At 68.2% G+C, this 17,898-nt stretch carries 20 protein-coding genes; 9 read left to right on the forward strand and 11 right to left on the reverse strand.

Annotated features, from left to right (window positions below):
- The first annotated feature begins 466 nt into the window (after positions 1–466).
- Positions 467–1,231, forward strand: a complete 765-nt coding sequence (gene rph, locus ACWFRF_RS33530; RefSeq protein ID WP_378638916.1) for a ribonuclease PH — start codon at positions 467–469, stop codon at positions 1,229–1,231.
- 2 nt (positions 1,232–1,233) lie between these two features.
- Entirely contained in the window at positions 1,234–1,839 is a 606-nt protein-coding gene (gene rdgB / locus ACWFRF_RS33535) for an RdgB/HAM1 family non-canonical purine NTP pyrophosphatase (protein WP_378996673.1), read from the forward strand.
- Between the two features lie 63 nt (positions 1,840–1,902).
- Here the strand turns inward: rdgB and ACWFRF_RS33540 are convergent, their stop codons facing one another.
- The 3 genes from ACWFRF_RS33540 to ACWFRF_RS33550 form a co-directional block, all read right to left on the reverse strand.
- Positions 1,903–2,280 (reverse strand): DUF3817 domain-containing protein, encoded by a 378-nt coding sequence (locus ACWFRF_RS33540; protein WP_379316890.1) that lies wholly within the window; start codon positions 2,278–2,280, stop codon positions 1,903–1,905.
- Positions 2,277–2,705, reverse strand: a complete 429-nt coding sequence (locus ACWFRF_RS33545; protein ID WP_452454129.1) for a transcriptional regulator — start codon at positions 2,703–2,705, stop codon at positions 2,277–2,279. The genes ACWFRF_RS33540 and ACWFRF_RS33545 overlap by 4 nt, the downstream gene beginning before the upstream one ends.
- Before the next feature lie 74 nt (positions 2,706–2,779).
- Entirely contained in the window at positions 2,780–3,772 is a 993-nt protein-coding gene (locus ACWFRF_RS33550) for a GlxA family transcriptional regulator (protein WP_379316892.1), read from the reverse strand.
- 121 nt (positions 3,773–3,893) lie between these two features.
- On the opposite strand from ACWFRF_RS33550, the gene ACWFRF_RS33555 reads away from it, so the two are divergent.
- Entirely contained in the window at positions 3,894–4,832 is a 939-nt protein-coding gene (locus tag ACWFRF_RS33555) for an NADP-dependent oxidoreductase (RefSeq protein ID WP_379316894.1), read from the forward strand.
- Here the strand turns inward: ACWFRF_RS33555 and ACWFRF_RS33560 are convergent, their stop codons facing one another.
- From ACWFRF_RS33560 to ACWFRF_RS33570, 3 genes are all read right to left on the reverse strand, one after another.
- The gene (locus tag ACWFRF_RS33560) at positions 4,833–5,708 is read right to left on the reverse strand and encodes an oxidoreductase (protein ID WP_387449107.1); all 876 of its coding nucleotides are present in this window, start codon (positions 5,706–5,708) and stop codon (positions 4,833–4,835) included.
- A 37-nt stretch (positions 5,709–5,745) separates the two neighbouring features.
- Complete coding sequence (locus ACWFRF_RS33565) at positions 5,746–6,663, reverse strand: sigma-70 family RNA polymerase sigma factor (RefSeq protein WP_452454132.1); 918 nt, start codon at positions 6,661–6,663, stop codon at positions 5,746–5,748.
- Positions 6,664–6,744: 81 nt separating this feature from the next.
- Positions 6,745–7,032 carry a hypothetical protein gene (locus ACWFRF_RS33570; RefSeq protein ID WP_452454134.1) on the reverse strand — a complete coding sequence of 96 codons (288 nt, stop codon included), beginning with the start codon at positions 7,030–7,032 and terminating at the stop codon, positions 6,745–6,747.
- A gap of 107 nt (positions 7,033–7,139) precedes the next feature.
- On the opposite strand from ACWFRF_RS33570, the gene ACWFRF_RS33575 reads away from it, so the two are divergent.
- The 4 genes from ACWFRF_RS33575 to ACWFRF_RS33590 all read left to right on the forward strand — a co-directional run bounded on the left by ACWFRF_RS33575 (position 7,140) and on the right by ACWFRF_RS33590 (position 11,945).
- Positions 7,140–7,772 (forward strand): TetR/AcrR family transcriptional regulator, encoded by a 633-nt coding sequence (locus tag ACWFRF_RS33575; protein ID WP_378996655.1) that lies wholly within the window; start codon positions 7,140–7,142, stop codon positions 7,770–7,772.
- Between the two features lie 85 nt (positions 7,773–7,857).
- On the forward strand, positions 7,858–9,870 hold the full coding sequence (locus ACWFRF_RS33580; protein WP_452454136.1) for an MDR family MFS transporter: 2,013 nt from the start codon (positions 7,858–7,860) through the stop codon (positions 9,868–9,870).
- 81 nt (positions 9,871–9,951) lie between these two features.
- Positions 9,952–10,587 (forward strand): PadR family transcriptional regulator, encoded by a 636-nt coding sequence (locus ACWFRF_RS33585; RefSeq protein WP_378996653.1) that lies wholly within the window; start codon positions 9,952–9,954, stop codon positions 10,585–10,587.
- A gap of 146 nt (positions 10,588–10,733) precedes the next feature.
- Positions 10,734–11,945: an FAD-dependent oxidoreductase gene (locus ACWFRF_RS33590; protein WP_452454139.1), complete on the forward strand. Its 1,212-nt coding sequence runs from the start codon at positions 10,734–10,736 to the stop codon at positions 11,943–11,945.
- A gap of 67 nt (positions 11,946–12,012) precedes the next feature.
- Here ACWFRF_RS33590 and ACWFRF_RS33595 read toward each other — a convergent pair whose 3' ends face one another.
- Positions 12,013–12,804 carry a helix-turn-helix domain-containing protein gene (locus ACWFRF_RS33595; protein WP_452454141.1) on the reverse strand — a complete coding sequence of 264 codons (792 nt, stop codon included), beginning with the start codon at positions 12,802–12,804 and terminating at the stop codon, positions 12,013–12,015.
- Positions 12,805–12,968: 164 nt separating this feature from the next.
- On the opposite strand from ACWFRF_RS33595, the gene ACWFRF_RS33600 reads away from it, so the two are divergent.
- Complete coding sequence (locus tag ACWFRF_RS33600) at positions 12,969–13,997, forward strand: zinc-dependent alcohol dehydrogenase family protein (RefSeq protein WP_452454143.1); 1,029 nt, start codon at positions 12,969–12,971, stop codon at positions 13,995–13,997.
- On the opposite strand, the gene ACWFRF_RS33605 is transcribed toward ACWFRF_RS33600, so the two are convergent.
- The 4 genes from ACWFRF_RS33605 to ACWFRF_RS33620 form a co-directional block, all read right to left on the reverse strand.
- Positions 13,946–14,668 (reverse strand): phosphatase PAP2 family protein, encoded by a 723-nt coding sequence (locus tag ACWFRF_RS33605; protein WP_378996645.1) that lies wholly within the window; start codon positions 14,666–14,668, stop codon positions 13,946–13,948. The two genes, ACWFRF_RS33600 and ACWFRF_RS33605, sit on opposite strands and share 52 nt — an antisense overlap.
- A 25-nt stretch (positions 14,669–14,693) precedes the next feature.
- On the reverse strand, positions 14,694–14,918 hold the full coding sequence (locus tag ACWFRF_RS33610; protein ID WP_378996643.1) for a hypothetical protein: 225 nt from the start codon (positions 14,916–14,918) through the stop codon (positions 14,694–14,696).
- A 35-nt stretch (positions 14,919–14,953) separates the two neighbouring features.
- Positions 14,954–15,739 (reverse strand): HNH endonuclease family protein, encoded by a 786-nt coding sequence (locus tag ACWFRF_RS33615; RefSeq protein ID WP_378996641.1) that lies wholly within the window; start codon positions 15,737–15,739, stop codon positions 14,954–14,956.
- Positions 15,740–15,937: 198 nt separating this feature from the next.
- Complete coding sequence (locus tag ACWFRF_RS33620; RefSeq protein ID WP_378996639.1) at positions 15,938–16,588, reverse strand: phosphate signaling complex PhoU family protein; 651 nt, start codon at positions 16,586–16,588, stop codon at positions 15,938–15,940.
- A 104-nt stretch (positions 16,589–16,692) separates the two neighbouring features.
- Here ACWFRF_RS33620 and ACWFRF_RS33625 point away from each other — a divergent pair, with 104 nt between their 5' ends.
- Positions 16,693–17,784, forward strand: a complete 1,092-nt coding sequence (locus ACWFRF_RS33625; RefSeq protein WP_379312047.1) for a calcium:proton antiporter — start codon at positions 16,693–16,695, stop codon at positions 17,782–17,784.
- Positions 17,785–17,898: the final 114 nt, after the last annotated feature.

The raw sequence follows: 17,898 nt of genomic DNA on the forward strand, positions 1-17,898 counted from the left end.
TCCTTCGTCGCCTACGCCCCGGCGCCTAACCGGCGACCCGGCCGCGGACCGGCCACTTCGTGGCCGTCCCTCCCTAGGGGTCGGGAGTGCGGTGGTTGGTGGTGCGGTCATGGCGGATCTGGGGTTGAACGGTGGGGCCGGCTAGTGCGTTAGGGCTGCGGACTTCGGGTGTACGGAGTCGCTAAGAGTGCGGTAGGGGTGTGGACTTCGGGGTGTGTGGAGTCGCGGGGAGTGCGGTAGGGGTGTGAGCTTCGGGTGTGTGGAGTCGCGGGGAGTGCGGTAAGGGTGTGGACTTCGGGGTGCGCGGTGTCGCGGGGAGTGCGGTAGAGCTACGGACCTTGGGGTGTGCGGTAGAGCTACGGACCTTGGGGTGTGCGGTGTCGCTGGGAGTGCGGTGTGGGTGCGGGCTTCGGAGGCTTCGGTGTGGCTGGGCGGGGAGTGGGGGGCACGCGCTAGTGTGTCGGCTGTGTCTAGACGAGCTGATGGTAGGGCGGATGACGAACTCCGCGACGTGAAGATCACTCGGGGATTCACTACGCACCCGGCGGGGTCGGTGCTGGTGGAATTCGGGCAGACGCGGGTGATGTGCACCGCGAGCGTCACCGAGGGGGTGCCGCCGTGGCGCCGGGATTCGGGGCTGGGCTGGCTCACCGCGGAGTACGCGATGCTGCCCGCGGCCACGCACACGCGCAGTGGGCGGGAGTCGGTGAAGGGCAAGGTCGGTGGGCGGACGCAGGAGATCAGCAGGCTGATCGGGCGCTCGCTGCGGGCCTGCATCGACCTGGCCGCGCTCGGCGAGAACACGATCGCGCTCGACTGCGATGTGCTGCAGGCCGACGGTGGCACGCGCACCGCCGCGATCACCGGCGCCTATGTGGCGCTGTCGGACGCGGTGACCTACCTGGCCGCCGCGGGCAAACTGGCTGATCCGCAGCCGATTTCGTGCATGATCGCCGCGGTGAGCGTGGGTGTGGTCGACGGGCGTGTTCGCCTCGACCTGCCCTACGAGGAAGACTCGCGCGCCGAGGTCGACATGAACGTGGTGGCCACCGACACCGGAACTCTGGTCGAGATCCAGGGCACCGGCGAGGGCGCGACGTTCCCGCGGTCGACCCTGGACAAGATGCTCGACTCGGCCTTCGCCGGTGCCGAGCAGCTGTTCGCGATCCAGAAGGCGGCGCTGGCACTGCCGTACCCGGGCACCCTGCCCGAGCCGTCCGCGAAGAAGTAGTCGTGGCCGTGCGTGTGCTGGTCGCCAGCCGAAATGCCAAGAAGCTGAAGGAGCTTCGCCGGATCCTCGATGAAGCCGGGGTGGCCGGAATCGAATTGGTGAGCCTGAACGAGGTGCCCCCGTACGAGGAGGCGCCCGAGACCGGCGCCACCTTCGAGGAGAACGCGATCGCGAAGGCGCGTGACGGTGCCGTCGCCACCGGATTGCCCTGCGTGGCAGACGATTCCGGCATCGAAGTCGACGCGCTGAACGGGATGCCGGGTGTGCTGTCGGCGCGGTGGGCGGGCGGCCACGGCGACGATGCCGCGAACAACACCCTGCTGCTCGCCCAGCTGGGCGACGTCCCCGACGACCGTCGCGGCGGCCGTTTCGTCTCCACCTGCGCGCTGGTCCTGCCCGACGGTACGACCACGGTGGTGCGCGGCGAATGGCCCGGCACCATCGCCCGTGAACCGCACGGTGACGGCGGTTTCGGCTACGACCCGCTGTTTCTCCCCGAGGGCGGTACCGGCAGCGCTGCCGAACTCACCCCCGCCGAAAAGGACGCGGTCTCCCACCGGGGCCGCGCACTCACTCAGCTCATCCCGGCCCTGGCCGCCCTGGCCTGACCGACCACACAACACAAGCGCCGCCGCTCCGGATTACCGGGGCGGCGGCGCTTTTCGTGCAAGTCAGAGGCTGTACTGCTGCTTCACGTCTTTGGCGTTGCGGTGCTCGACGAAGAACGACAGCAGCGGGATGGTGCCGGCGACGAGGGTGCCGACGGTGCGGCCGATGGGCCAGCGGACCTTCACGGCGAGGTCGGCGGTGACCAGCAGATAGGCGAAGTACACCCAGCCGTGCACGACCGCGATCCAGCTGGGGGTGTCGACGTCGAAGCCGTACTTGGCGATCATCTCGACGGTGAGCAGCAGCAGCCACAGGCCGGTGACCCAGGCGAGTACGCGGTAGCGCTGCAGGGCCGAGGTGATCTTGGCGGTGGGGGCGCTGCCCGCGGGGGCGGCGGTGGCTTCGTCCGGCGACGGTGTGGTGGTGGTGTTGTCGGTCACCCGGCGTTCCTCTCGGGGGAATGCAAGCCGGCGGTGCGGACCTGCGCATCGATGTCGCTGGCGTGCAGTTGCGCCAGGTACTGGCTGTAGGCGGCCGTTTCCGGGTCGTCGGACTTCGCGGCCTTGGGGCGTTCGGGCAGGATGCCCGCGGGGATCTCGCGCGGCGCCTCGGCCTTGCCCGGACGCGGCGACGCGGGCTCCTCGGCCTCGCGTTCCAGCCGCACGAACCGCACATAGGCGAACACCGCGAACCCGGCGAACAGCGGCCACTGCAGTGCGTAACCGAGATTCTGGCCGGTTCCCGACGACGATTCGAACCGTTCCCACTGCCACCAGGCCAGCGCCAGGCAGCCCAGCGCGACGACGCAGACCAGCGCGATCAGGGCCGGTCGATTGTGCGCCGGGCGAGGAGGTGGAACGGACACGCGCTCCACGGTACCCGCCTACTACAGAGCACGTAGGAGCAGGTCGCGGCCGGAGTCAACCGCGGAGTCAGGCGTCACAGCACAGTAGTCCGGGTGGCGCGCGGGCGCGAGGTCCCGGCCTGGAAGGTCTGGCGGTAGGCGGTGGGGGAGACGCCGATGGCGGCGGACAGGTGCTGGCGCAGGGAAGCGGCGGTGCCGAGGCCCGCGTCGGCGGCGACGCGGTCGATGGGGAGGTCGGTGGCTTCGAGGAGGTGGCGGGCGTGGTCGACGCGTTGCTGCGTCAGCCATTGGCCGGGTGGGAGGCCGGTTTCCTCGCGGAATCGGCGGCAGAAGGTGCGCACGCTCATACGAGCGTGGGCGGCGAGTTCGGTGAGCGGGAGCGGGCGATCCAGGTGGGTCATGGCCCACGCGCGGGTGGCGGCGGTCGTCGCGGTGCTGGGTTCGGGGATCGGCCGGTCGATGAACTGGGCCTGTCCGCCTTCGCGCCACGGCGGCACGATGCACAGGCGGGCGACCTGATTGGCGACCGCGCTGCCGTGATCGCGGCGCAGCAGGTGCAGGCAGGCGTCGATGCCGGCGGCGCTGCCCGCCGCGGTGAGGATGCGTCCTTCGTCGACGAACAGCACGTCGGCATCCATCCTGACTTGCGGGAACAGAGTGCGGAACCGATCGGCTTGTCGCCAGTGCGTGGTCGCGGGGCGGTCGTCGAGCAAGCCGAGGGCGGCCAGGACGAACGCCGCGGTGCAGATCGACACGATGCGGGTATCCGGCCGGAGTCGACCCAGCGCATCGGCCAGGTCGGCGGGCATCCACTCCTCCTCGGGGGCGTCACACGCGGAGAAGGGCGGGATCACCACAGTGTCGGCCTCGGCGAGCGCGCTGCTGTCGTATTCGACGGCGATGGTGAAGTCGGCGTTGGTCGAGACCGGGGCTCCGTCGAGGCTGCAGGTGCGCACGTCGTAGAGCGCGGCGCCGTCGGGATCGGTCGCCGTGCCGAAGATCCGGGCGGGAATTCCCAATTCGAACGGATAGACCCCGTTCAGCGCCAGAACCACCACGCGATGCATGGCAAGATTCTTACACATATTGGCTTTCTTGCCACTCGTCGATGATTCGCGCACCCGGCATCGTGGACTTCACGCGGCCGGTTCGCAGCGAAACGGCCTGGGAGACACAGGGAGAAGCGCCATGCGGGCAATCGGTCAGGACACCTTCGGCGGACCCGAGGTCCTGCGGGTGATCGAGGTCGACAAGCCGAGCCCCGGACCGGCCGAAGTGCTGATCCGCGTGCACGCGGCCGGGGTGAACCCGACCGATTCCTGGCACCGCGCCACCGGCGGACTGCTCGGCGCGATCGCACCGCTGGGCTGGGATGTGTCCGGTGTGGTCGAGGCCGTCGGCGTCGGTGTCACCCTGTTCGCGCCGGGCGACGAGGTCTTCGGCATGCCGCGCCAGCCGCGCGCCGCGGGCGCCTACGCCGAGTACGTCACCGCACCGGCCCGCCACCTCGCGCGCAAGCCGTCTAATCTCACCCACGTCGAAGCCGCCGCGCTGCCGCTCGTCGCGCTCACCGCCTGGCAGGCGCTGGTCGACACCGCCGACGTGCGGCCCGGCCACCGGGTCCTGATTCACGCCGCCGCGGGCGGGGTCGGGCATGTCGCGGTGCAGATCGCCAAGGCGCGCGGTGCGTATGTCGTCGCCACGGCGCGGGCCGACAATCACGACTTCGTCCGCGACCTCGGCGCCGATGAGGTGATCGATTACACCGCAACAGATTTCGTCGACGCGGCCGACGGCATCGACATCGTCGTCGACACCATCGGCGGCGAATACGGCCCGCGCTCGCTGCGAACCCTCCGGCCCGGCGGCATCATCGTGTCGCTGGCCTCCCCGGCGGAAGCGGCCCTGGTGGAGGTCGCCCGCCCGCTCGGCCTGCGGGCCGGGTTCATGATCGTCGAAGCCGACGGCGCGGGTCTGCGCGCTCTCGCGAACCTCGTCGAAAGCGGTGCGCTGCGACCGCACGTGGAAACGGTTCTGCCACTGGAACTCGTGGGCAAGGCCCACGAGATCAGCGACAATCAGCGCACCCGCGGCAAGATCGTGCTCACGGTCACGCAGTGCGGATGATCAGAACTTGTAGCTGATCCCGGTCATCCGCTCGGATTCCTCCCACAGCCTGCGCAGCAGCTCGGGATTGCGCGAGATCTTGCTCGACGGGCACGCCTCGACCGGTCCCTGCGACTGCATCAGCCGGTTGGGGCCCCAGTACACGGTGGGGTCGGCGTCCGGCTCGGTGGCCGCGAACAAGGTGGAGTGGGCGGCCTTGTGTGGCGGGTGGCCGATGAGCTTGATGAACGGCTTGCTGACCTTGTCGAGGGGGGTCTCGGTGCGGGCGAACAGGTCGGTGGCCGAGACCCCGGGGTGCACGGCGTAGGACTTCTTCGCCGACCCGGCCTCGGTGAGCCTGTGCTGCAGTTCACGACCGAACATCAGGTTGGCGAGCTTGGCCTGGGCGTAGGCGAGATTGCGCTGGTAGCGGCGGTTCTCGTAGTTGAGGTCGTCGATCCACAGCTTCGGGGTCTGCTTGTGGGCGATGCTGGCGAGCGAGATCACCCGGTCGCGCACGCGGTCGAGCAGCAGTCCGGTGAGGGCGAAGTGGCCCAGGTGGTTGACGCCGAACTGCGTCTCGAACCCGTCGGCGGTGCGCGAGAACGGGATGTTCATCAGGCCCGCGTTGTTGATCAGCACATCGAATTCGCCCTGCTGCGCGGCGAATTCGCGCACAGAGGCCAGATCTGCCAGGTCGAGCGCGGCCACCCGCACGTCACCGGGGATGGCGTCGGCGATCGGTTGCGCTTTGCTCGCGTTGCGGCAGGCCATGATCACCGTGGCGCCCTTGCCTGCGAGCACCTTGGTGGTCTCGGCACCGAGGCCGCCGTTGGCCCCGGTGATCACGAACGTGCGCCCGGACTGGTCCGCGATGTCAGTTGGTTTCCATGCCATGCGCCTATCTTACTCTGGAGTAAGATAGGAGGGAAGGTCAGCCCAGCAATCCGGTCAGCGTACGGGTGCAGGCGGGTTTGCGCAGCTTGATCATGGCTTTCGCCTCGATTTGACGCGCCCGTTCGCGGGAGAAGCCGAGCGCCGAACCCACCTCTTCCAGCGTGCGGCCCTCGCCGCGGTCGAGGCCGAAACGCAGTCGGATGACGGCGGATTCGCGCTCGGTGAGCCCCGCCAGGGCCGCCTCCACATAGCCCCCGAGCATCCGAGCCGCGACCACCTCCGCCGGCATGGGCGTGGTGTCGGGCAACAGTGAGCCCAGATCGGTGTCCTCGCCGACGGGCGCGTGCAGCGACACGGGCTCGGCTTCGTGCCGCAGCACCGCCGCTACCTGCGCGACGGTGAGGTCGGCGCCCGCGGCCAGTTCCTCGGTGGTGGCCGCGCGTCCCAGCTGATGCGCCAGCTCGCGCCGCACCCGGATCACCCGATGCAGGACATCGGCCACATTCGAGGGCAGCCGGATCGTGCGCCCCTGATCGGTGAGCGCGCGCCCGATCGACTGCCGGATCCAGAACGTCGCGTAGGTGGAGAGCTTGAGGCCGCGCTCGTGGTCGAATTTCTCCACCGCACGTATCAGCCCCAGCGTGCCCTCCTGGATCAGATCGAGCAGCGACATCCCGGTGTTGGTCGGGAACCGGCGCGCGATGGAGACGACCAGGCGCAGATTCGCCCGCACCATGTGATCTTTCGCGCGCAGTCCGTCGAGTTCGGTGCGGCGCAACAGTTCTCGTCGTGCGGCGGTGAGTTCGGCACCGGCCGCATCGATCTCGGCCCGCGCGGTCGCGCCCGCGGCGATCCGCGCACCGAGGGCGTATTCCTGTTCGGCGGTCAGCAGGGGAGTGCGTCCGATGGCGCTCAGGTAGTCGCGAATGGGATCGGCGGTGACGGTGGTGGTCAAGAGAACTCCCGTTCGATGTGGGGCTGGTGACCGGTGGGGTGAGGCAGCCCCACCGGTCGGGTTACGCGGGGAACGCAGTGACTACTTGCCGGGAATCCGGATCGGGCGGCGCACGGCCGTCGACCGGGTCTGCGCGCCGCGAATGGCCGAGCCGGTTCCACGTCGCCGTGGGGTCGGGAAAGACGCTTCGGCGCGGCGTGCCGCCCGGGGTCGGCCGGGCAGGGGGAGGGGTTGCGGCGCGGTCGTGATCTCGCGGACCGCGTCGTCGAGTGAACTTCGCATCGTCGTGAATCGGGCCATATCGGCTGCTCCTTCGGTGGTGGAACGGGTGTTGAGGGGCTCGGCGGCGATATCGGGTCCGTGCGGCATGCGCTGTCTCCTTCGATCGTGTCGCTTGCGGCGACGGGCATAAACTTAGAACGAACCTAAAAATATGTCAAGAACAAATTTAGGACGAGTTCAGATATGCTGGTGGCATGACGACGCAGCAGGGCCTCAGGGCCAGGAAGAAGCAGCAGACCAGGGAGCAGATCTCGGACCGGGCGACCGAGCTGTTCCTGGCTCGCGGATTCGACCAGGTGACCATCGCCGAGGTGGCCGCGGCCGCCGATGTCTCGAAGATGACGGTCACCAACTACTTCCCCCGCAAGGAAGACCTGGCACTCGACCTCGGCGAGATCTACATCGATCAACTCGCGTCGATCGTTCGGGAACGCGCGCCCGGCCAGTCGGCACTGGCCGCGCTGCGTCACGCTTGCCTGGCGGCCATCGCGGCGCAAGACCAGCTCATCGGCTTCAGCGGCGAGCCGTTCGCCAGGATGATCGCCGACAGTCCCGCGCTGACTGCGCGGGGGCGCGATTTGCACGACGCCCGTCAACTGGCACTGGCCGACGTACTCGCCGCCGAGACAGGTGCCGCGCCCGAGGACATCACCCCGCGCGTCGCCGCGGCCCAGATCGCCGGCGTGCAACGGGTGCTGTTCAACGAGATCATGCGCCGCACCCTGGAAGGCGAATCCAACGCCGAGATCGCCGCCGCGCTGACCCGTGATGCCGAGATCGCGTTCGACACGCTCGAACCCGGCCTGGGAAACTACGCCGTCCGCTGAGCGATCGGTGGCGATTGCTGCCGTGTCACTGACCTCCCGTGCAGGGCCTGAAAGCCCATACTGAGGCATGCCGGATGGTGTTGCTGTGGACAAGCCCGTCGAGCCGATGAGTAAGGCGAAGATCAACATTGTCTTCGCGACGGTGGTGCTCGGCATGCTCATGGCCGCCCTCGACCAGACCATCGTGTCGGCGGCGCTGCCCTCGATCGTCGCCGACCTCGGCAGCGCCGGGCACATGGCCTGGGTGGTGACCGCGTATCTGCTCGCCGAGGCCGTCGCGACCGCGCTCGCGGGCAAGCTCGGCGACCTGTTCGGCCGCAAACTGCTGTTCCAGATCAGCGGCATCATCTTCATCGCAGGCTCGGCGCTGGCCGGCGTCGCGGGCGGCATGGGTGTGCTGATCGTGGCGCGCGGAATCCAGGGCGTCGGCGCGGGCGGGCTGATGGTCACCTCGATGGCCCTGATCGCCGACACCATTCCGCTGCGCGAACGCGGCAAGTATCAGGGCGCCCTCGGCGCGGTGTTCGGCGTGACCACCGTCGTCGGGCCCACCCTGGGCGGGTTGTTCACCGACCACGCGAGCTGGCGCTGGTGTTTCTACGTGAATGTGCCGATCGCGATCATCATGGTGGTGATGGCGGCGCGCACCCTGCCGCACCTGCGCGCGGTCACCCGGCCGGTGATCGACTACCTCGGCATCGGCCTGATCGCGCTCGGTGTGTCGTCGCTGATCCTCGGGCTCGAGTTCGGTGGTAGCGAATATCCGTGGGGCTCTTGGCAGATCATCGGTTTGTTCGTGCTCGCCGCCGTGCTGATCACCGGGTTCGTGCTGGTGGAGAACCGCGCGAAGGAGCCGATGCTGCCGATGCGGTTGTTCAGCAGCCGCGTGTTCACCGTGTCGTCGGTGCTCAGTTTCATCGTCGGTTTCGCGATGCTCGGTTCGATGACCTATCTGCCCGCCTATCTGCAATATGTCGACGGGGCGACGGCGACGATCTCCGGCGTCCGCACCCTGCCGCTGGTGGTCGGCCTGTTCGTCACCTCGGTCTTCTCCGGTCAGGTCGTCGGCAAGACCGGGCAGTACCGGTACTTCCCGGTCGTCGGCATGGCGGTGATGGCGGTCGGCCTCGCCCTGATGTCGACGATGGGCCGCGGCACCAGCGTGTGGCTGGAATCGCTGTACATGCTGATTCTGGGTGCCGGGCTCGGTCTGTCGATGCAGGTGCTCACCATCGTCGTGCAGAACACCGTGCCCTACGCCGATCTGGGCACCGCCACCTCGGGGGTCACCTTCTTCCGCACCCTGGGCAGTGCGTTCGGCACGGCGGTCTTCGGCACGCTCTACAACAACAAGAGCAAGCCCGCGCTGGCGGAGGCATTGCAGCAGGCCCCCGGCGTCTCGCCGGAGGTGGCGGCGAACCCGAAACTACTGCGTGAGCTACCGCTCGAGCAGTCCGCGCCGATCATCGACGCCTACGCGAATTCGATCGACTACGTGTTCCGCTGGGTTGTTCCGGTGGCGCTGGTCGGTTTCGTCGTTGCCTGGTTCCTGCCGCAGGTGCGGTTGCGCGACAGCGCTCGCCACGGCGCGGGCGACGTCGGGGAGGGCTTCTCGGTACCCGATTCGCACGACCGGGTGGTGCAGCTGGAGCGCTCGGTCGCCACGACGGTGCGCAAGGCCAGGGCGGAGAAACCGCTCATCCCCGAGCTCATCGCCGCTTCGGGCAGCACGCTGAGCCCGGACTCGGCGTGGGCGCTGGGGCAGGTGTACCTGTACTCCAAGGACGAGGTGCCCGCCACGGTGTATGCCATCGCCTACCGGCACCGGCTGCCGGTGGAGGTGCTGTCGCCGGTTTTTCGCCAGGCCGTCGACGCGGGTCTGCTGCACGACGACGGGGGCACCCTGTCGCTGACCGCCGACGGCGACGCCGAGGTCGACAAGCTGCGCGCCGGCTGGCGCCGCTGGCTCGGCGACCGCCTCGACGACTGGAATTCCGAGGATCCGGTCGACCGCGCGCTGCTCGACGAGGCGCTGTCGAAGATCGCGGCCAAGCTGCTCGACCAGGGCGCTGATAGCAGCGAGGTATCGAAAGTCTGATGTCGGTTGTCCACTCCACTGAACGAACCTTGCCGCCGAATACTCGTAGACGTATATTCGTAGACGAGTAAGGAGGCAGTCATGGCGACCAAGCGCAAAGTGAACAACCTGCTGGCGCTCGCCGTGCTCTCGGTGATCGTGCAGCGTCCGATGCACCGCTACGAGATCGCCGCCACCCTGCGCGCCCACGGCAAAGACCGCGACATGGACATCAAATGGGGCTCGCTCTACACCGTCGTGCAGAACATGGAGAAGGCCGGATTCCTCGAGGTCATCGGCAGCGAACGCGACGGCGCGCGCCCCGAGCGGGTGATCTATCGGATCACCGACGCCGGTCGCGCCGAGATGGCCGACTGGACCCGCGAACTACTCGCCGCACCCGAGCCCGAACACCACCGCTTCACCGCGGGTCTGTCGATTCTGGCGGTGCTGCCGCCGGATGAGGTGATCGTCCTGCTCGGTACGCGCATCGCGACGCTGGAGCGAATCATCGAGACCACCAGGGCCGAACTCGGCGAGCTGACGCTGCCCCGGTTGTTCCTCGTCGAATCCGAATTCGGCCTGGCGATGCTGGAAGCCGAGGCGAACTGGGCGCGTTCCCTGCGTGACGAACTGGCCGCGGGCACCTTCGAAGGCCTCGAACTCTGGCGGCAGTGGCATGTCGACGGCATGCCCACCGAACAGATCCCCGAACTCGGTGAGAGGGGGAACAACTAGCTCAACCCCGAAGACCCGGACCCGGTGGCGTGCGGCAACACCCCACCGAGCCCGAGATACCGTCCCGCAACCAGGCGCACCCGGCCACGAGGTGAGGCAACCACAGGATAGCTGGGTGACGCCGACATCAGATCTGGAGATCACCCATGTCCACCACCCGTTCCGCATTGGTCATCGGCGGCGGCATCGCCGGACCCGTCGCCGCCACCGCCCTGCACAAGGCAGGCATCCAGGCCCACGTGTACGAGGCCTACTCCGGTCCCTCCGAGGGCATCGGCTCCGGGCTCGCGCTGGCGCCCAACGGTGTCGCGGCACTCGACATCATCGGCGCCGGTGACGCGGTGCGCGAGATCGCCCTGCCGGTCGCGCAGATGCGACTGCGCGTGAGCGGCCGCGAACACGTCATGCCGGTGCTGGCCGACCAGCCCCCGCTGCAGGCCGTCGACCGCGGCGAATTGCACCGCACCCTGCACGATCACGCGGTCGCCGCGGGCGTGCCGTTCAGCTACGACAAGCGATTGACCCACGTCGACGAGCACCCCGACGGCGTCACCGCGCACTTCACCGACGGATCCACCGCCACCGCCGACATCCTCGTCGGCACCGACGGAATCCGTTCCACCGTGCGGGGTCTGATCGATCCGGCCGCACCGGGACCCGACTACACCGGCATGCTCGGCTTCGGCGCCATGGTCGACTGCGACCTCGACCTGCCCGACGACACCATGGTGTTCGCCTTCGGCGCCAGGGCCTACTACCTGTACTGGAAGCATGCCGACGGCCGCGTGACGTGGGGCGCGAATCTTCCCAGCAAGCAGTACCTTTCGCTCACCGAGGCCCGCGCTGTCGCTCCCGAACACTGGCTCGAGGTGCTACGGGAGACCTACGCAGCCGACTCGCCCGGTGCCGAATTCGCCCGCCGCACCACGGCGCAGAACCTCGAGGTCACCGGTGCCCTGCACATCATGCCGCCGGTGCCGCACTGGTATCGCGATCGCATGGTGCTGGTGGGCGACTCGGTGCACGCTCCGTCGAACAGCTCCGGACAGGGCGCGTCACTGGCGATCGAGAGCGGCGTGCAGCTGGCGCGGTGCCTGCGCGATATCGCCTCGCCCACCGAGGCTTTCGCTGTCTACGAGCAGTTGCGCCGGGCCAGGGTGGAGGGGATCGCGGCGCGCGCGGCGAAGATCAACCACAGCAAGACGCCGGGCCCGATCGCCCGCAAGGTGATGAACGTGGTGATGCCGCTCATGGTCAAAACGGTGATGAACCCGGAGAAGACGATGGGTACCGAACGTCGATACCGCATCGACTGGGACGCGCCGGTCCGGGATGAACTCGCCACTGCCGCAGGCTGATCCGGCCGCCCTCGGTTGTCGCACTGCGGCGATCGAGGGCGCACCGGGTACTCGCCCGACGGTGCGATCAGCGACGGGTCGCGCGCAGCGCGAGAATGCGCGCGGTCTCCGCGTCGGCGGGCAGGAACGCCTCGAGGTGAAGTTCGGCGAGGGTGACATCGGTGGCGGTCGCGAACGAGGTGAGAGTCGTGATCAGACGGAGGTCGCCGTCTGGAGTACGCAGGTGCAGGGGGACGGCGAAGCCGACGTGATCGGGCCCTGGGCACGGAGCGGGGAGGTAGCCCGCCAGTTCGGCGATGAGCTGGTCGAGGGCTGGATCGGGGGTGTGGGCGGCGCGGTTCCGCAACGAATCCATGATGTGCCTGCCCCAGTCCGGCAGGTTGCGTACGCGCGGGGCGACGCCGTCGGGGTGCAGGGCCAACCGCAGGATGTTGATCGGCGCGACCAGCAGTTCCGGGGACACCTCCTCGGTGAACAGGTCGAAGGCGGCATTGGCCGTGACGAGTTCGCCGCGCGGGCGAGCGACCAGCGCCGGATACGGCAGATGCCCGTCCAGCACGGCGGTGATCGCCGCACGAACGGGCGCCAATTCCGGAGCCGCCAGATCACTTTCGGGGAAGACAGGTGCGAACCCCGCGGCCAGTAGCAAGGTGTTGCGGTCGCGCAGGGACAGCTCGAGCGATTCGGCCAGCCGCACCACCATCGTGCGTCCCGGTTGCGATCTGCCCTGCTCGAGGAAGCTCAGATAGCGCTGGCTGGTCTCGGCCCGGATCGCCAGGTCGAGCTGGCTGACCCGGCGCCGGGTGCGCCAGTGACGCAGTTGGGGGCCGAATCCGGTCGATGGCGGGGCAGCGGTCATGAATGGAATGAACCGCGTCGACGGCCGCCACCATTCCCGCCGGGAATCATCCTCCGGCGCCACCTCGCAGAACCGATCGGTCGATGCGGCACCGATCCCGACCGGCACCTGCCCATACCCTCCGGGGAATCGCGCGGTGACGCCATCACCGACAGAGTTGTCCCATGCCTGACAACGACATCCACCCTGATCACGCCGTCGCCTACCACCTCGACGGTGGTCTCACACGGTCCGCGCAGCAGCGGCCGGAACCGGGCCCGCACCAGGTCCTGATCCGGGTCCGCGCCGCGTCGGTGAACCGCCGCGATCTGATGCTGATGGACGGCACCTACCCGCTGCCCGCTACCGCGGGCATCATCCCGCTCTCCGATGGTGTCGGCGAGGTGATCGCGCTCGGCCCCGGAGTGACCCGCGCGGGAATCGGGGACCGGATCACCGCGAGTTACTTCGTCCATTGGGTCGACGGTCCGCAAACCCTCGCCACCGCCGCCGAACAGTACGGCGCGAACTTCGACGGGTTCCTCGCCACGTACGCACTGATAGAAGAGGATTCGATCGTGCATGTCCCCGCGCATCTCACCGATGCGGAAGCGGCGACCCTGAGCTGCGCGGGTCTGGTCGCCTGGTCGGCGCTCACCACACCGGGCCTGCCCGCACCCGGTGCGCGCGTGCTCACCGTCGGTAGCGGCGCGGTGGCGCTGTACGCCATCCAGTTCGCGAAAATCCTCGGCGCCGAGGTCATCTCGATCACCTCCAGCCAGGCAAAGGCAGACCGGTTGCGCGCGCTGGGCGCCGACGCGGTGATCGACCGCACCGTGACCGGGAACTGGGGTGACGCGGTGATGGAGATGACCGGGACCGGTGCCGAGCACATCGTCGACGCGGTCGGCCTGCCCACGCTCGAACAATCGGTGCGTGCGGGCGCGTACAACTCGACGGTGACGATGATCGGCGCGATGGCGCCCACGCCGGGAACAACGCTGCCGGACAATCCGTTCGGCTCCTCCTACCTGGCCATCCGGCGCATCGCCGTCGGCAGCCGAACCGGTTTCGAAGCGATGAACCGCGCGATCACGAAGCATCGTCTGCGCCCGGTGATCGACCGCGAATTCGATTTCGACGACGCCGCCGTGGCCTACGATTACCTGCGCTCGGGCGCCTCGTTCGGCAAGGTGGTGATCGCGGTGGGTTGAGCGCGCCGCACGCGGGTGAACGCGGTGACGCACAGGACCAGCCACAGCAACCCGATGATCCAGCCCGCGAGCACATCGGTGGTCCAGTGGACGCCCAGATAGATGCGCGACAACCCGACAGCGGCGGGAAAGGCGACAGCGAACACCGTGGCGATCACCCGAACCCAGTGCCTGCGCAGCCGCGGGATCACCACGAGCGCCACGATGCCGACGACCACCGTGGAGCCGAGCGTGTGCCCCGACGGATAGGACAGGCTGGGCTCGAAGACCAGCCGCGACGCCTCGGGCGGCCGCTGGCGGCCGACCAGCCGTTTGATCACCCACACCAGCACGCCCGCACCCAGCGAGGTGACGGCAACCAGGGCTGCGACCGGCAGGTTGCGCCGCAGGAGGAAGATTCCGACGGTGAGCGATGCCAGAATCGTCATCGACAGCGTGTCGCCGAGGTCGGTGATCACCGTGGCGATGCTGGTGAGCGGCTCGCCGCGGTGCGCGATCATCCAGTCGAGCACCGCGGTGTCCATCCGGCTGATGCCGCTGGTGACCTCCCAGGTGAGGGCGGTGATCAGCACCGCCGCGGTCGCGATCAGCGCGACCACGCGCGGCGTCCGGCGGCACAGCGCGGACCAGGCGACCTCGGTGGGCGGTGGTTGTCGATAGGCAGTCGGCATAGCTACCAGATTGCCAGCTCGCGCCTCAGGCTTCGAAGACCACCGTGTTTCCCGCGACGTCGCGGGTGCCCGCGTCCTTCTTGATCGCCTTCACCAGGTCGGCGACGCAGTCCCAGGTGCGCGGCGGCTCGCACTCGATATTGCCGATCGTGTACCAGGTATCGGTGCCGCGATAGCGGACGAGGCCCTTGCCCGCGTCGTCGAGCATGACATCGAGCTCGCCGGACACCGTCCCTTCCTCTTCGGTCATGACGGCGCTCTCGGCGGTGATCTCGATGGGCTCGCTTATTTGAACTCTCCTCGGCGGAGGCAGTCATCGACTGCGGTGCGCAACGCGGTGTGCTCGGCGGTATCAACGGTCAAGGCGTATTTTACCTTCACCTTGACGTAGTGCTCGACATAGGCACACCGGAAGTTGCCGGGCGGCAAGTAGTTCGCGGGGTCCTGATCGCCCTTGGAACGATTCGCCGACGGGTCGGCGGCGACCAGGTTCATCGAGTCGTTGGCGATGCGGCGACGGGTGTCCTCGTCGCGGTCGGCCGCGCCCGATCGCCATGCTTCGGCAAGGGCCACAATGTGTTCGGCGTCGACCTTGGACGGATCGGTGATGAACTTGTACGGCCCGAGTTCACCGGTCTTCTTGTCGATGAAGCCGTAGTGGTCCTGCCAGCCGCCACCGGCCGCCACCTTCAGGTCGCAGGTCTTGGCGTCGAGGGTGACCTTGCCGTTGGCGTCGCGCAGCATCATCACTTCGCGGCTGGTGCATTTCGTGTACTGCGCCAGGTCGCCGGTGAAACCGTGCTCGGGCTTGTTGGTGTCCCAGTGCGGGAACTTCTCGCGCGTGTAGCCCGTCATCGGGCCTTCCTTCGCGACGACGAGAGTGGCGACCAGATCGCCGACTTCCTTGCCCGACACCGTCGCCGCGCCCGCGGAACCCGGGCCGGGCGCGGTCGGACTCACCTTGTCCAGGAACGTGTTCGCGAGGGTGACCACCACGGCGATAACCGCCGCCGCGGCTAGGGCGAGCAGGGCTCGACCCAGGGGAGAACCGCTGATCGAAGACCACTTCATGCCCGTACCACCCAGATGCTCCGTCGAAAAATGAACCGGCACAACCTAACGGCCGCGCCGGGTGTCGTCAGTGATTGTCCGCTATGAGGTTCCGCACAGCACAGCGCGAACTGATTGCGGCTCAATAGCGTTCATCTATCGACGGAGGTGACCGGCGGCGCCGAAGTGCAAACCCATAGTGATGGAGATCACAATCGATCAATCGGGCAGTGATCCCGTTTCGGGCGGAATGCCGGTGTCCAGGAACCGGATCAGGCGTGCGATCCGCGCGGCATGGTCGACGCAGCGCTGGAATTGGCTGCCGAGCAACGCCATATCGATCGCGGCCTCGGTGCTCACGTCGGCTTCGGTGAGGGCGGTGCGCAATTGCTTGCACAGCGTCTCCATCGCCTCGACATCGGCGCTGCCCCCGGCGGCGAACCGCCCGCTCGCCACCGACGCGCTCACCCGCGCCACGCACCCGGCCGCGAGCGTGCCCATCGACACGAGTTCGGCGATCACCGGTGCGGGCGCGACCGCGGCCGGATGGGCCCGATAGACGTACTGCCCAGCGGTTTCCGTGCGCCGCCCGATCCGCGACAGCTCACCGGCCACCTGAATCGCGGTCACCACATGACGCAGATCGCGCGCCACCGGCGCCTGCAGCGCGAGCAGCGCCATGGTGCGGGATTCGCAGGCGGCGAACATCAGCTGTAGCTGCTCGTCGAGCGCGAACACCTCGTAGGTGGCCGCGAGGTCGGCGCCGGCCAGCGCCTGGGTAACCCGCTCGGTCGCGTCATGGGCGACGCGCGACATCAGGGTGAGGTCGTTGGCCAAAGCGACGAGCTCGAGGGTGAACTGGGTCCGCACGCGCTGAATTGTTCCCCATCGAGGGGGTGTGAGTGAATCCATCGCCGAGATCCGTGCGGTGACGATTCCGGGTGTGCCCGGCCGTAGCTGGAAGGATGGGGGTCATGATTGCCGCGTTGACGACTAAATGGACCCTGTACGTGCCCATCCTCGCCGCGCTCGTGCTCGTACTCAGCTGGGGGCGTTCCGTACCGGGATTGATCGTCGCGCTGGTGAGTGTCGCGCTGGTCGGCGCGGTGCTCTCGGCGGTCTATCACGCGGAGATCGTGGCCCACCGGGTGGGCGAACCCTATGGCTCGCTGGTCCTCGCGGTGGCGGTGACCGTGATCGAGGTGGCGCTGATCGTCACGATGATGATCTCCGGCGGCGACAAGGCGGCCTCGCTCGCTCGCGACACCGTGTTCGCCGCGGTGATGATCACCTGCAACGGCATCTTCGGCCTGGTGCTGCTGGTCGGCGCGCTGCGCAGACGGGTGGCGGTGTTCAACGCGGAAGGTACCGGTGCCGCCCTGGCCACCGTCGCGACCCTGGCCACATTGAGTCTGGTGTTGCCGACCTTCACCACCAGCGCGCCGGGCCCGGAGTTCTCGCCCGCGCAGCTCGCCTTCGCCGCGGTCGCCTCGCTGGCGCTCTACGGGCTGTTCGTGATGGTGCAGACGGTGCGTCACCCCGACGACTTCCTGCCGGTGGAGGACGGCGGCGCGGTCGACGACAGTGACACCCACAGCCACGCGCCGTCCAACAAGGTCGCGTTGATCAGCCTCGGGATGCTGGTACTCGCCCTGGTGTGCGTGGTCGGCCTGGCCAAGGTGGTCTCGCCCGCGCTCGAATCGGCGGTGGCCTCGGCCGGATTGCCGCAGTCGGCGGTGGGTGTGGTGATCGCGATGCTGGTGCTGTTGCCCGAGACGATCGCCGCGGTGAACTCCGCGCGCCGCAATCAGGTGCAGATCGGTTTGAACCTGGCACTCGGCTCGGCGATGGCCAGTATCGGTCTGACCATCCCGGTGATCGCGATCGCGACCATCTGGTTGAGCGGGCCGCTGGTGCTGGGTCTGGGTGCCACGCAGATGGTGCTGCTCGCGCTGACCGTCGTGGTGAGCACGCTGACGATCGTTCCCGGCCGCGCGACCCTGCTGCACAGTGGTGTTCACCTGGGGTTGTTCGCGGCGTTTGTGTTCCTGGCCGCAAGTCCGTAGCTGGGGTGTTGCGGATCACAGGGCAGGTCGACCTGTCATGGAAACCGCGGAAAAGCGACGAGGGTCACCCACTGGAAATTTTGTTGTGACGCAGAGTACCGGTTAGCTTGCTGG

The organism is Nocardia sp. NPDC055165, assembly GCF_053606985.1.

What these genes read in the sequence shown, in the direction of transcription:
- ACWFRF_RS33550 (WP_379316892.1), bottom strand. Translation starts at nt 3,772, where the DNA reads ATGCATCGCGTGGTGGTTCTGGCGCTGAACGGGGTCTATCCGTTCGAA.
- ACWFRF_RS33555 (WP_379316894.1), top strand. Translation starts at nt 3,894, where the DNA reads ATGCGGGCAATCGGTCAGGACACCTTCGGCGGACCCGAGGTCCTGCGG.
- ACWFRF_RS33560 (WP_387449107.1), bottom strand. Translation starts at nt 5,708, where the DNA reads ATGGCATGGAAACCAACTGACATCGCGGACCAGTCCGGGCGCACGTTC.
- ACWFRF_RS33570 (WP_452454134.1), bottom strand. Translation starts at nt 7,032, where the DNA reads ATGCCGCACGGACCCGATATCGCCGCCGAGCCCCTCAACACCCGTTCC.
- ACWFRF_RS33575 (WP_378996655.1), top strand. Translation starts at nt 7,140, where the DNA reads ATGACGACGCAGCAGGGCCTCAGGGCCAGGAAGAAGCAGCAGACCAGG.
- ACWFRF_RS33585 (WP_378996653.1), top strand. Translation starts at nt 9,952, where the DNA reads ATGGCGACCAAGCGCAAAGTGAACAACCTGCTGGCGCTCGCCGTGCTC.
- ACWFRF_RS33590 (WP_452454139.1), top strand. Translation starts at nt 10,734, where the DNA reads ATGTCCACCACCCGTTCCGCATTGGTCATCGGCGGCGGCATCGCCGGA.
- ACWFRF_RS33595 (WP_452454141.1), bottom strand. Translation starts at nt 12,804, where the DNA reads ATGACCGCTGCCCCGCCATCGACCGGATTCGGCCCCCAACTGCGTCAC.
- ACWFRF_RS33600 (WP_452454143.1), top strand. Translation starts at nt 12,969, where the DNA reads ATGCCTGACAACGACATCCACCCTGATCACGCCGTCGCCTACCACCTC.
- ACWFRF_RS33605 (WP_378996645.1), bottom strand. Translation starts at nt 14,668, where the DNA reads ATGCCGACTGCCTATCGACAACCACCGCCCACCGAGGTCGCCTGGTCC.
- ACWFRF_RS33610 (WP_378996643.1), bottom strand. Translation starts at nt 14,918, where the DNA reads ATGACCGAAGAGGAAGGGACGGTGTCCGGCGAGCTCGATGTCATGCTC.
- ACWFRF_RS33615 (WP_378996641.1), bottom strand. Translation starts at nt 15,739, where the DNA reads ATGAAGTGGTCTTCGATCAGCGGTTCTCCCCTGGGTCGAGCCCTGCTC.
- ACWFRF_RS33625 (WP_379312047.1), top strand. Translation starts at nt 16,693, where the DNA reads ATGATTGCCGCGTTGACGACTAAATGGACCCTGTACGTGCCCATCCTC.